Consider the following 12,252-nt stretch of genomic DNA (forward strand, 5'->3'; position numbering starts at 1 on the left):
TTCCTAACGCGATTGGGTCAGATAACGCTCCAGCCCGGCGGCCAGGCAGTCATAGAGGTGAGATTCGAGTTGTTGGAGCGTAAGTATTACCGTGGCTATGCCCCCCAAGTTCCAGGTTATTATCGCGGGATTGTTATTAGAGATCTCCTCTTTTCCAGAAGATACAATTATCCAATGGCTTCAAAAGGTTTTTTATACGAGCATTTGAATTCCCTTTGTACGACCAACGGGATTGCCTCCTCCAACCGGGATAACTGGAAGATCCTCGATGTGAAGCAGATCTGGGGAGTACCCAAGCGGAATAAAAACCTCATGCACCGGGTAAAGCCCGGCGATACCATCCTTGTCTACGTCCGGCAGGAGAAGGAGGGCGACACCATCCTCCCTTCCGCGATAACAGGCGCCTACGAAGTCATCTCCGAGCCCTACGAGGACCACTCCCGCCTCTTCGTCACCCCGAAGCATATGGGGGACGAGGTCTTCCCCTACCGCATGAAGGTCCGGCCGGTCGCAGTTTTTCAAGAACCCCTCGAGTTCAAGCCGCTGATCAAGGACCTAAAATTCATCACGAACAAGACGACGTGGAGCGGCCACCTCAGGATAGCCATGCGCGAGATCCCGGAGGAGGACTACCGGCTCATCCTCAAGCGAGCCGGAGTGGAGGCATAACCGATGCCCGCGATCACCGGCGTCGCCTTCCCGGTCCCCAAACACCTCATGCCCCGGTTCTTCAAGGACGGCAAGACCGTCTTCATCAAACCCGCCACCGTCTTTAAAGAACTCAAGCCGGGCATGAGACTCGTCTTCTACCAGTCCCACGAGGATACCGGCTGCGTCGGGGAGGCGACGATCAGGCGGATCGTCATCTCAGAAGACCCTCTCGCGTTCTTCGAGACCTTCGGCGACGCGATCTTCCTGACAAAAGAGGAGACAAAAGCCTACGTCGGGAGCCAGGAGCGCTGGCAGGGGGTCCGGGTAAGGAAGGGAGAGGGCAGGAAGAGGGACTGGATGGCGCTCGAACTCGAGGATATCCGGGAGTACGCTACGGTCAAGAAACCAAAACGGTTCGTGCCGGTCGGGGGGAGGTACCTGCGGGAGTGAGCCCATGGGAGACATCCGTATCTTTCGCATAGACGGGCCGGAAGCCCGCGAACTCAAGGGATCTTCTGTCGCACTCGAGAAATCCCTCCAGGTCTACATCGAGAAGAACCTGGAGCACCTACTCGGGATCACGTTCCTTGAGAGCGAATATCCCACCGGAAAGACGCACGGTGGCCGCATCGATACCCTGGGGATCGATGAGAACGGTTTTCCAGTCATCATCGAATACAAGCGGGCCATCAATGAAAACGTCATCAACCAGGACCTCTACTACCTGGACTGGCTCCTCGATCATAAAGGCGAATTCGAGTTGATGGTTCTCAAGAAACTGGGCAAAGACTACGAAGAGAAGTTGGACTGGAGCACCCCACGGCTCCTCTGCATCGCCGGCGACTTTACGAAATACGATGTTCATGCCGTCCAGCAGATCAACCGCAATATCGAGCTCGTCCGCTACCGGAAGTTCGACGACAACCTCCTGCTGTTCGAACTCGTGAACGCGACCACTGCACAGAACGCCGCTACTGCCCTGAGTACTACCGCAAAATCCGGTGAGGGCACCGGGCCGAGACCGACACGCGCTGCGCCGTCATTCTCTGAAAACCTTGAACGTGCGGATCTGGTTCTGCGGGACCGCGTCGAGGCGTTGAAGGCCTACATCGAGGCGCTCGGGGACGACGTCCAGACGAAGGTGCTCAAGTTCTATGTAGCCTTCAAGCGGATCAAGAACTTTGCCTGTATGACCATAGGCGTCCAGAAAAGAGAGATTGTCGTCTGGGTGAAGGTCGATCCAGATGCGGTTGAAATCGAGCCGGGATTTACCCGGGATGTGCGAGAGATCGGCCATTACGGCACCGGAGACCGGGAGATACTGATCCGCTCCGATGAAGACCTGGAGAAAGCAAAACCCCTGATCCTGCAGAGTTACGAGGCGAACTAAACGGAGAATAGAGCGACGGCGCTCGGTCGGGAATCTCCGGGGCAGAGACTCCCGACCGACACCCGTGCTGAATCCGCCCCCGCAACGGTTTCCGGGATGCCGTCAGGTTCATTCACCGTAGATCTCACCGGCAGAAAGCTGCCTGCCTTCGGCAAGGTGCCGTGCGGCCCGGAGGATCAACTCCGCACGGGCGCGGAGGAACGCTTCAAAGTCGGCCTTCAACTTCTTGTTCTTCTCAGACTCCTCAAGACCTTCGTAGCCGCCGTTGGCGAGCTCACGGATGGGGATGAGATGCGACTGCAGCCGCTCGCGGACAATGGTCTCCGATGTCCAGGCATACCGGTCCTTGAGGTACTGGAGCGGATCTTTCCGGCCGATGTTCATATTCGTCGTATCCTCGATGAGTGCGCAGTTCAGAGCGAGATAACCGGGAATCCCGCCCTCTTTCAGCAGTGCATCGGGATAGATATGGTGATAGTGCCGTTTTTTTATGGTTTCCGCATCGAGGCGTTCTCCGGTTGCGAAGTCGAGGGCTCCCGGTCGACAGGCGACGGCCAGTATGCCGCGGCCACGGATGGTCGCCCTTTTTGGCCATTCAGCGGTCATGAGTTCTTCCACTTCCGCAAAGTCATGCTCGGCAAAGATCGGGACATCGTTAATGCCATAGGGGGAACCGTCAGGTTTGCGCTCGCCGGTGATGATCTGTTTCAGCCGGGTGAAATCGGCAAATGCACGAGTGGCGGCTGCGTTTTCGTAGCGGTCGGTGAAGAAGGCGTACCAGAGATACCTCTTCAGCAGGAGTTCATCCTGCCCTCGCTTGTCGCCGGATTCAGGGATAAACGCATACAGGGCGGCAATGACGGCGAGCACGGCGTTGGTCGGCAGGCGTTCTCTGTCGAAGATGCCTTCACCTTTCAGGAATGCAGCCATGCGATGCAGACTGTACGCCATCGGTTCCCAGTTTTTCACCATCTGGGTCTTGTCCATGTCCCAGGCCCCCCGCTGGTTCGGGAGGTGACCCTGGAGGAGAGCGGAGGTGGTAAGGATCTGGTCTGAAAGCGGCGAATACCGGACGATTTCCGGATATTTTTTATTGAGTCCCGTCTCCAGATCGTGGAGGGACTGCCCCATGACACTCTCCACTTCCGCGACGATGATGTCGTACTGTGAGAGCGGTTTGCTGTTGGTATTCATGTTGATGAAGACGTTCAGGGCAACGGTTTTGTCGGTTTGGGAGGGGGAGCGAGAGGTAGGGGAGCTTATAGTTGGCGATGATCGAACGAAAGTCCTTGATCCGGTCGCTGACCCGTTTCTTATATTCAAAGAATCTGAGCAGTTCCTCTTTCTCTCCAGCAGGCTCCAGTGGCTTTGTTGCCGCCTCAATCCACTCATCGATCTCGTTCTGGATGTCTTCCGGCCGCATGAGGTTGGTAGGGATCATGCCACGCTCAAGACACTGTGCCGGGTCGTCACACCAGAGCGGATAGCGTTCACCGTTCTCCCGGTAGTAACGGCTTCGACAGAACACGGTAAGATCCTCGCGTTTCGAATCTCCATCAAAACGGTCGAATTCTCTGAGATAGATGAAATAGGTCTCATTCTCGTAATTGTTGTGAAAAACCCGCCAGAGTGCCGTAAGACGCTGTTGACCGTCAAGCAGGTGCTCATAGACGCGACCATCCGTTCTGGGAGCGGTCATGAGGTACCGGGAGATGAACTTCTCGTTGTCCCCTACTTCCAGAACGAGTGTAATGCCCAGGGGAAGGTTATGAATGACCGTCTCCACCAGGCTGCAGATGCGCTGCCGGTCCCATGCTTCGAATCGCTGGAACCGCGGTAACTTAGTCTGGCCATGTTTTATCTTGCTATACCACTCATCCAGTTTTCTGTTCCGTGCTTCCATGCTTCTTCCCTCCCGAAGCTGTTCCTCGGTCCGGATCGATCCCGATTGCTTCCTGGATGTCCACCTCGCCTACGCGGATCCGAGCAAGTCGCAGGTTATGGAGGAGCAAGGATATGTTCACGAAAGCGGGTGGCCTGCTCAGAATACAATAGTATCCTATTGCCCGCCCATTCTATAATATCTCCGCTTTTTGTTTGGCCTTTCGTTGTTCTATATTGAGCCTATGGCGATTTAGACCCCGCATATCAGTGTTTCCCGATTTCTTCCGCCTTCTTCTCTTCCGGGAGAGTAGCGGCGCTTGCAGGGATGACCCTGTGGGAGGGACCACTCAGGGCACAGAAGATTCCCCCTTACAGTCCCAGGACTGCTGCGGTGCCTATACCCTCTTCTCCCGAGGCAAGGCCACCATCTACAGGAGCGGGAAGTACATCATCTACGGCCTCGCAACCCTCGACGAGGTCGATGCCTCCTATCGGGAGGTCCTCGCGCTTATCTCGCCCCTCATCGACCCCTCGCTCGCGACGACACCGGAGGTCCGGAACATCGTCGGTATGAACGATCTCCCTATCGAGATCCCACTGTCACGGCTCGTCGTCGCGCTCAGGATGGAGCGGTTCGAGTACGAGCCCGAACAGTTTCCGGGTCTCCTATAGTGTTTTTCCGGTTTTCCCCCTCACCAGCTTCTCGCCAGCATCGCGAGCCGCAGGGACAGCCGAACAGGGAGGGCGGCGTTGCCCATCTGGTTCAGGTCCCCCACAAAGAACAGTTCTTTCAGGGGATAGTAGAACGCGAACGAACCCGTCGAGCCCGAGTGGCCGATCAGCTCGCCCCGTCCCAGGAAGAGAGTCGCCAGCCCCTCAAGGGGAATTCGCATGTACCCGCTGCCGTAGTGGATCGGCCCCCTCGAGGCCTGCAGCCGGTTCGATGCGGACAGCGTATCGAATACGGCCCCATCGAAGAGCCTGCCGCCGAAGAAGCCCTTGACGAACGCCATCAGGTCGCGGGCGGTGGTGATGCATCCCCCGCTCGCCCGGCTGCTCCTGACAAACTTCGGGCGGCGGATCGCGGTATCGTTGCAGCAGATATCCGGAACAGAGTCGTTCTCGCATGCGGGGAGGTACGTGCTCTTCAGCCCCAGGGGTTCGCATACGAACTGGCGGAAGACCTCCGCCAGCGGCAGGGCGGTCACGGTCTCGACGATCTCGCCGAGCATGTCGAAGTTGATATCGGCATAGTGGGCCCGCCGCCGGGTTCGCGGTGCAAAATGCGGTCTCCGTCTCTTCGTCTCCGCCACGAGCTCCTCGAAGGTGATCGAAAAGTCCTCGCGAACGAGCCGGCTCTTCAGGCTGCCATCCCCTTCTTCGTACGCGTCCGGCAGCCCGCTCACCTGATGCAGCAGGTCGGACACGGTCAGGTCGAACGAGTACTCCTGGCCCCGATAGACGTGGAGCCCGCGCAGCACGGCGGGATCGAAATAGTTCGCGACCGTGTCGTCGAGGGATAGCCGCCCCTGCTCCCGCAAGGCCAGGATGCAGGCCGTCGTGAAGAGTTTGGTGACGCTCGCCATGAGCAGGGGGGAATCCAGGTCCCTGCCCCCGCATCCTCTGCTGTACGAGAAGTCGCCGTCCGTGCTCTCGACGAACAGGACCCCTTCGTGAACCGGATTTGAATTCCTGAAACGATCGAATACGTGTTCAATCTTCTGCGTTCTGCTGATTTCCATCGAGATCCTTTCAGAAAAATGTGCGCCCTGCAGAATAATTATGGCGATGTCTTCCTCAAGGGCGCCCGATCGCATGTTCGGATTCGGAAACCTCCCGTCAAATATGCGGAAAAGAGCACTATTCTGGAGGAGAACCCGTCCTAGCGGATGGCAGTATGCCATCGCAAAGAGCGTAAGCCACAGGAGGTAGAGACTGACCCTGGCATCGCGGAGCCTTGCGGCATCGCCAGCCGGTGGAGATAGAACATGGGCTCGATGTTCGCCGCATGCAAGGCAAGAGAGACGATAGATTACAACAGAATGACGAAAAGAAGCCGCTGGAGGGATTCGAACCCCCGACTTGCGGTTTACGAAACCGCCGCTCTGCCAGCTGAGCCACAGCGGCACGTACCGTATAATGTGGGCGCTCCGGCATATTAAAAGTGCTGGAGGAACAGGTCCTGCCCGAACTGCCGCACCCGCGGGCGCGTTACGAATACCCCCGCATGGTGACGCTCTCGACAGGCTGCCTGGCATCGCCCGCCGGCTCGATCGTGCCGAACTTCTTCTCGTAGTCGCGGAGACTGTTCCCCAGCACCTCGAGGAGGTTCTTCGCGTGGCGGGGGCTGATGCTGACGATCGCCTTGGCGCGGGCCTGGTTGAGACCCGGGATCTCGTGCAGGAAGATGAAGGTGACCTCGTCCTCCTTGTAGGCGATCTGGATGCGGTTGCTGTAGACGGGATCGAGGTCCTGCGGGACGTTGACGGCGATCTCTCGGGTGGACGGCTGCATGCATAAGATTTTACCCCCGGGGAATTAAGCCTTTAGCGTACATGCAGGGCACGACGTTCCGGCGGTCCGGAGACGGGCGGCGCCCGCCGGAAGGGGGCGGCCCGGCGTGATCCGGAGCGTGGAAGCGTGGATCTCATCAGCATCTCCAGCGTGGTGACGGCGGGCTCCTGCCCCCTGCGGCTCTACCTGGAGCGCAGAACACCGCGGGCGGAGTCCCCGCGGTACACCGTCTGCAAACAGATCTCCTACCACCTGGGAAGCAGGCTGGACGCCGGGGCGATCTGGAAGGAGGTGCGGATGGTGGCCCCGCTCATCGAACCCGCGATGCAGGTCTTCCTGGAGGGCTGCGTCCAGCGGTGCCGCGAGCGGGACTGGCCGGTCCCCGTGCAGACCGATCTCGCCGTCACCTCCGAATCGCTCGGGATCCGCGGGGTCGTGGACAAGATCTTTGCGGAAGAGCCCTACTTTGCCCTCACGCGGTCGAGCGAGGCCCCCGCCGCCGGCGTCTACGCGAGCGACCGCCTGCGGGTCGCCGCCTACGCCGCCTGCCTCCGCGAGACCCTGGGCCTTGCGGTGGAGGGGGGATACGTCGAGTACATCCCGAGCGGCGTGCTCCGCCTCTGCATCCCCCAGCCCCGGGACCGCCGGAGGCTGGTGCGGGCCATCCAGGCGGCACGCCGCGTGGAGAGCGGCGAGATCCCGGTACGCCCCCTGAACGCACCCTGCGAAACCTGCCCGCACGCCGATCCCTGCGCGGGCGGCGCCCGCCGTCTCTCGGACCTGCTCTGAAGACCCCCGATCAGAGATGGCAGCTCCTCATCCCGCGCTTCTCCAGGTACTTCTGGTGGTACTCCTCGGCCGCCCAGAACTCCCTCGCCGGCGCGATCTGGGTGACGATCGGGCGCCGGAACCGCCCGGACTGCTGGAGGCGGTCCCGGGAGGCCTCCGCCCTCCTCTTCTGCTCCTCGGTATGGTAGAAGATCGCCGAACGGTACTGCGACCCGACGTCCGCACCCTGGCGGTCGGGCGTGGTCGGGTCGTGGATGCTCCAGAAGACCTCCAGGAGGTCGTCGTATCTGACCTGCCGCGGATCGTAGATCACCTGGACCGCCTCCGCGTGGCCCGTGAGCCCGGTGCAGACGTCGCGGTAGGTCGGGCTCTCCACGGTCCCGCCCGTGTAGCCGACGGTAGTCTCCACCACTCCCGGGACGCGGCAGAACGCCATCTCGACGCCCCAGAAGCAGCCGGCGGCGAATGTGGCCTTCTCGGTGTTGCCCTCGTGCGCCATCCATGAACCCCGGGGAGGAAACGGGGCCGTTCAGGTATATACCTTGCTGCCGATCAGCCGATCGCCCCCGCGCCCTCGAGCAGCGTCTTCGAGACGATGTACTCCCCCCGGGCGGTGCGGGTCGTGCCGATCACCAGCCAGAGCTCGTCCCCGTGCCGCTCGCAGACGCCGCAGGCCTCGATCACCTCGCCGTCCTGCGCCTGGCCGCTGTAGGTGTGGGTGAAGGAGAGGACGCGGGAGATCTCCGGGTGCTCCACGCGGTACACGGCGGGATTGTCGAAGGCGAGCGAGGCGTCGGCGACCGTGGCGGTGATCGTCCGCCTCCCCAGGACCTCGCCCCTCCCCGTCGGGACGCGGGAGAGTTCGTCGTACGAGCGGGTGTAGAGCAGGTCGAAGTAGGCGCCGCCGAGCACCCCCCGGTTCCACTTCCGCCGCTCGTGGGCGACGAAGACCGGAAACGGTATCTCGGGCTGCCGCTTCGCGTAGACGGTGCGCCACATCCCCTCCGAGAGCGCATCCACTTCCCCGCCCGCGATCGCCTCTTTCAGCCGTTCCTGCGCCCGGAAGAAGGACGGGCCGTAGACCACCAGATCGATGTCGGACGTCTCGGTCTCGAGACCCAGGAGGAGGGAGCCGGTGCATCCGAGCGTGCCGGGCGGGAGATCCAGGATCTCCCGCAGCCGCCTCACCCGCCAGTTGCGGTTCGCGATCGCGTCGATCTCCCGCTCGGGACGGTACACCCGCCGCACGTCCCGGCGCGGCACCCGCAGGATCACGTTGCTGTACCAGGGTTTGTGCCGCCGGATCCATTCGAACCCCTCCTCGAAGTCGAACTTGTGGTAGCGCGTCCCGTCGAGGGCGACCCGCTCCCCCGCGGGATCGGGGGCGTAGCGGAGGATGCAGCCCACCTTCTCGTCGTTGTCGTAGGTGGAGACCGAGTAGAGCCAGCCGTCCCGGTCCTGGATGAAGTCCCGCAGGCGGATGGGCTCCGTCATCTCGCTCCCCGTGCAGCCAGGCAGGCGATCACCTCGCGCACGCGCTCCCCCGGGCGGAGCACCTTCCACTGCACCAGATCCACCACCGTCGACGGCGTCCCCGGCAGCCTGCCCCCGTCGATGAGGAGATCGTGGGGCACGCGCACCTCGGCCGGGGTGGCCGGGTCCTTCTCCCCGTGCAGGTTCGCGCTGGTGGCGGTGATGGGGCCGTCCAGGGCGGATATCAGGGAGAGAGCGATCTCGTGGGCCGGGATGCGGACCCCGATCCGCTCCCCGCCGCCGGTCAGCATGGGCGGCAGCAGGGACTTCGCCTTCAGCACCACCGTGACCGGCCCCGGGAGGAACCGCTCGATGAACTCCATCGCCTCGTCCGGCACCACCGCGATCGCGCAGAGCATGTCCACGTCCGAGACCGCCACCGAGATGGGCTGGGAGTGCGGCCGCTGCTTGGCCTCGAAGACCTTCAGCACCGCGTCATCGGAGAGCGCGTCCCCCCCGAGGCCGTAGATGGTGTCGGTGGGGTAGACGACGAGCCCGTCCCGCTGCAGCACCCGCACCGCCTCGCGGATGATGTCCATCAGAACTCCAGACCGCGGACGCGGTCGATGTCGAAGACGGCCTTCTGACTCACGTGCATGACGGCGAACACCCCGGCCTGGATGGGGTCGGTGACCACCAGATCCGCGTGGCGGGGGACGCTGCCGGCCATCTTCAGGGCGATCACCGGGATGCCCGCCTCGCGGACCCGCTCCACCGCTTCCGCGATCTCGCCCCCCATGAGGGACCCGGCGAGGACCAGGATGGATGCCCGGGGGAGGCGGGCCACCGCGTCGACCGCCTGCGCCAGGTCCCGCTCGCCGACGAGCGGGATGGTATCGACGGAGATGCGCTCGCCGCGGATGTTGTGGCGGTCCGCCTCGTTGACCGCGCCCAGCGCCACCTGCGCCACCTGGGCGCCGCCGCCGATGATGATCACGCGGGAGCCGAAGATCCGCGAGAACGGTGCGTAGGTGATGATGTCCGTCACGCAGGAGAGCGAGCGGAGCTCCTCGATGAGCCCGTCGCGGTCGCCGTCCTCCAGCTCGAAGTAGAGCGTGGCCATCCCCCTGCAGGGCCCCGATCCCAGGATGGACTGCTGCACCATCTGGATGTTGGCGCCGTGGGCTGCCACCACCGCCGCGATGTCCCGCAACACGCCGGGGTGGTTCTTGGTGGTGAGGCTGATCGCGTAGATGCCCTCTGTGCCCATGGGGATCACGACACGCCGCCGGCCGCTCCGGGGCTCGAGACTGCCCGCCCGTTCGCTTCGCGGGCAGGGGAGTTACCGTTGTTCGACGAGGCTGTTCCGTTCATTTCGCGTGGAACAATTTTCGCAGTCCGATCAGTTATAGGTTTTCGGTAGGAGAAAAGCGGACCCTCCGGGGCGGACGAGAAACATTCTGCATCCTGCGTACGGCCGGGAACGCCTCCTGCCATCCAAGGTTCCGAAATCTCCCGGGATCTCGGAGGGGAGCAGCGGCATAGATACGCCGGGCGCCGCCGTGCACTCGGACCTGCACTCTCCCACTCCCGGCAGCATCGGCGGGTGAGAACCAGAGGCGGTCCGGGAGGTGCGTTCCTGCGGGATACCTCATGTGAAACGGAAAATAGCAGGAATTTTACAATTGAAGCAGAAATACGGAGTATGTTCGATAACCGGGGCGCCCTTCGTCTCGCTCCGATAACGGCGCTCCTCCTCCGGTCTGGTGCGGTACTGACTGCGGGGTGCATCGACGAGCTCTTCGAGGATTCGAATGGCGGCACCTCCAGCAGTTGCGCATCGGGCTCAGCGTACAGCGCCCCATCCGACCGCGCACTCCGGGACATACTGCTCTGTCCCGCGGGCTCGTCCGTGTACGTTGACGGCGAGTATCGGGGGGAGACACCGGGGCAGCTTTCTCGTGGAGGTCGCGGGCGGATCGCATAAAATCGAGGTGTTCAACACAGGATACGAGCCATACATCGAGTACGTGGATGCGAGTGCGGAAAAGGCGGAGATGCTGACCATATACCTCCGGGAATCACGGCAGACGCTGCCGCCGGAGCCCGAACCTGCCCGGACATGGGAACCGGAGCCCACGTACCCCCGGCCCGGCCTATGCGGCCCAGACAAGGCCCGTCTCTTGATCCTCTTCTTACCCCCTGCGTCGGAAGGCGCCTGTACTGCGATCGAGGGATCTCACGTGCTCTTGGGTTTCGATCTGTCGCAAGCGATATGGTCCTGCACCTCCAGAGAGGGGCGCAGAGGGCTGCCTGCCGTGCTGAACGTCGATATTCCCGAAAAAGAGGGAGGTCGGTTCTTCGATAATCCTGCAGGACTCCTCCCGGCGCCCGCAGGATCGGGACGGTCTCTCCCGAACAGCCGGGATGTTCTGTTTTTCGCGAACAACGCGTGACCTCCGGCACAGCCGCCAGCAGGGGATCGGTTCTGCGACACCGCAGGGAACTCCTCTGCTAAGGCCTGACAGGGGGATGGTGCGCTCTGCTGATTTCCGAAGGCACGATCACAGCGATGATCCCCGGTCTCTGGCACTGCTGTCGCACCGGGAGCCGCGGCCAGCAGGGCTGCAGCGGCACGGGGTCGCCGCCCGGTGTTGCTGCGCCCGGTAGGATCCCGTCATCCGACGCCGATCTCTTCGCAGGTGACATACCGGGTCCCATCGCTGAGGGGGACCGTGCCGAAGCGGACGGTTTTCTCCTCGCCGCTCCTGCACCGCACCCGCCCCGTGCACACCTTGGCGGCGGCCGCCTCCTCTCGCTCGCTCGCATCCGGGAACGCCCGTTCGAACCACTCTTCTTCTGCAGGAATATCCGCCAGGGTATACCCGAGGAGCTCGGTGAACTTCTGGTTGAGGAGGGTGTAGCGCCCGTCCGCCTGCGCAAGGGCGGCCGGGACCGGGGAAGCATCGAGCACCTCGGTGAACCGCTGTTCGCTGCGGCGGAGGCGGTCCTCGGTCTGCCGCCGGGCGATCGCGATGGAGGCCTGCCGCAGGAACGACTCGATCGCCTGGAGGTCTTCGAGCACCGCATCGGGGGGCAGGAAGATCCCGACGGTCCCGAATAACCGGTCGCTCCAGACCAGGAATGTGATGTACGCCTTGCCGATGTTCAGGGTGCGCAGGATCTCTTCGCAGAGATCTTCGGGGATCCGGTGGAAGCAGAGATCGTAAAACGATGGTCTTCCCGGTGCAGGTTCGGGATAGAGGATGAACTCCTCCAGACCCCTGTGCAGCAGATTCAGAGGATCTCCCCCGGCGGGCATGGAGAATACCTCCGTGAGGGGCATGGTCATACCAACCAAATCTCGTCCCAGTATGCGGGCAATCCCATTGCGAACGTTCTCATCTTCTACCGCCGTCATGGAAAAACTCTGATTGGCCTCGTCGTAGGAACAGACATGTACGCACGCTCGCGGAACGACTTCAACGAGTCGCCTGGCGATATACTGGTGGATATCCTGCTCGGGGGGCATGTCCACCAGTTCCATCGCG

The 12,252-nt window shown here is 62.1% G+C and carries 14 protein-coding genes and 1 tRNA gene; 6 read left to right on the forward strand and 9 right to left on the reverse strand.

The genetic code is table 11. From position 1 onward, the window contains the following. The first annotated feature begins 174 nt into the window (after nt 1–174). From QMC96_05990 to QMC96_06000, 3 genes are read left to right on the forward strand one after another with little or no spacing between them, the layout of a single operon-like run. A complete protein-coding gene (locus QMC96_05990; GenBank protein ID MDI6876306.1) occupies nt 175–669 on the forward strand; it encodes an EVE domain-containing protein in 495 nt (164 codons plus the stop codon). 3 nt (nt 670–672) lie between these two features. Next, the gene (locus QMC96_05995; GenBank protein MDI6876307.1) at nt 673–1,101 is read left to right on the forward strand and encodes a DUF365 domain-containing protein; all 429 of its coding nucleotides are present in this window, start codon (nt 673–675) and stop codon (nt 1,099–1,101) included. 4 nt (nt 1,102–1,105) lie between these two features. Continuing rightward, nucleotides 1,106–2,041, forward strand: a complete 936-nt coding sequence (locus QMC96_06000) for a DUF5655 domain-containing protein (GenBank protein MDI6876308.1) — start codon at nt 1,106–1,108, stop codon at nt 2,039–2,041. Between the two features lie 108 nt (nt 2,042–2,149). Here QMC96_06000 and QMC96_06005 read toward each other — a convergent pair whose 3' ends face one another. Then, nucleotides 2,150–3,028, reverse strand: a complete 879-nt coding sequence (locus tag QMC96_06005) for a hypothetical protein (protein MDI6876309.1) — start codon at nt 3,026–3,028, stop codon at nt 2,150–2,152. A gap of 49 nt (nt 3,029–3,077) precedes the next feature. On the opposite strand from QMC96_06005, the gene QMC96_06010 reads away from it, so the two are divergent. Then, nucleotides 3,078–3,881 carry a hypothetical protein gene (locus tag QMC96_06010; GenBank protein MDI6876310.1) on the forward strand — a complete coding sequence of 268 codons (804 nt, stop codon included), beginning with the start codon at nt 3,078–3,080 and terminating at the stop codon, nt 3,879–3,881. Nucleotides 3,882–4,258: 377 nt separating this feature from the next. After that, entirely contained in the window at nt 4,259–4,597 is a 339-nt protein-coding gene (locus QMC96_06015) for a hypothetical protein (protein ID MDI6876311.1), read from the forward strand. A 20-nt stretch (nt 4,598–4,617) separates the two neighbouring features. Here QMC96_06015 and QMC96_06020 read toward each other — a convergent pair whose 3' ends face one another. The 3 genes from QMC96_06020 to QMC96_06030 form a co-directional block, all read right to left on the reverse strand. Then, the gene (locus tag QMC96_06020; GenBank protein MDI6876312.1) at nt 4,618–5,667 is read right to left on the reverse strand and encodes a serine hydrolase domain-containing protein; all 1,050 of its coding nucleotides are present in this window, start codon (nt 5,665–5,667) and stop codon (nt 4,618–4,620) included. A gap of 312 nt (nt 5,668–5,979) precedes the next feature. Then, nucleotides 5,980–6,052, reverse strand: a tRNA-Thr gene (locus tag QMC96_06025). Nucleotides 6,053–6,136: 84 nt separating this feature from the next. Then, complete coding sequence (locus QMC96_06030; GenBank protein ID MDI6876313.1) at nt 6,137–6,439, reverse strand: DUF3467 domain-containing protein; 303 nt, start codon at nt 6,437–6,439, stop codon at nt 6,137–6,139. A 126-nt stretch (nt 6,440–6,565) separates the two neighbouring features. On the opposite strand from QMC96_06030, the gene QMC96_06035 reads away from it, so the two are divergent. Further along, on the forward strand, nt 6,566–7,228 hold the full coding sequence (locus QMC96_06035) for a Dna2/Cas4 domain-containing protein (GenBank protein MDI6876314.1): 663 nt from the start codon (nt 6,566–6,568) through the stop codon (nt 7,226–7,228). Nucleotides 7,229–7,238: 10 nt separating this feature from the next. Here QMC96_06035 and msrA read toward each other — a convergent pair whose 3' ends face one another. The 5 genes from msrA to QMC96_06060 form a co-directional block, all read right to left on the reverse strand. Then, on the reverse strand, nt 7,239–7,727 hold the full coding sequence (gene msrA / locus QMC96_06040; GenBank protein MDI6876315.1) for a peptide-methionine (S)-S-oxide reductase MsrA: 489 nt from the start codon (nt 7,725–7,727) through the stop codon (nt 7,239–7,241). Between the two features lie 53 nt (nt 7,728–7,780). Continuing rightward, on the reverse strand, nt 7,781–8,722 hold the full coding sequence (locus tag QMC96_06045; protein ID MDI6876316.1) for a nucleotidyltransferase domain-containing protein: 942 nt from the start codon (nt 8,720–8,722) through the stop codon (nt 7,781–7,783). Next, complete coding sequence (locus QMC96_06050; protein MDI6876317.1) at nt 8,719–9,300, reverse strand: L-threonylcarbamoyladenylate synthase; 582 nt, start codon at nt 9,298–9,300, stop codon at nt 8,719–8,721. Before QMC96_06050 ends, QMC96_06045 begins: the two co-directional genes overlap by 4 nt. Next, nucleotides 9,300–9,971, reverse strand: a complete 672-nt coding sequence (locus QMC96_06055) for a DUF5612 domain-containing protein (GenBank protein ID MDI6876318.1) — start codon at nt 9,969–9,971, stop codon at nt 9,300–9,302. The genes QMC96_06050 and QMC96_06055 overlap by 1 nt, the downstream gene beginning before the upstream one ends. Before the next feature lie 1,407 nt (nt 9,972–11,378). Continuing rightward, the gene (locus QMC96_06060) at nt 11,379–12,023 is read right to left on the reverse strand and encodes a PAS domain-containing protein (GenBank protein MDI6876319.1); all 645 of its coding nucleotides are present in this window, start codon (nt 12,021–12,023) and stop codon (nt 11,379–11,381) included. Nucleotides 12,024–12,252: the final 229 nt, after the last annotated feature.

Source organism: Methanomicrobiales archaeon (assembly GCA_030019205.1).
In the GTDB taxonomy this organism is placed as follows: Archaea; Halobacteriota; Methanomicrobia; order Methanomicrobiales; family JACTUA01; genus JASEFH01.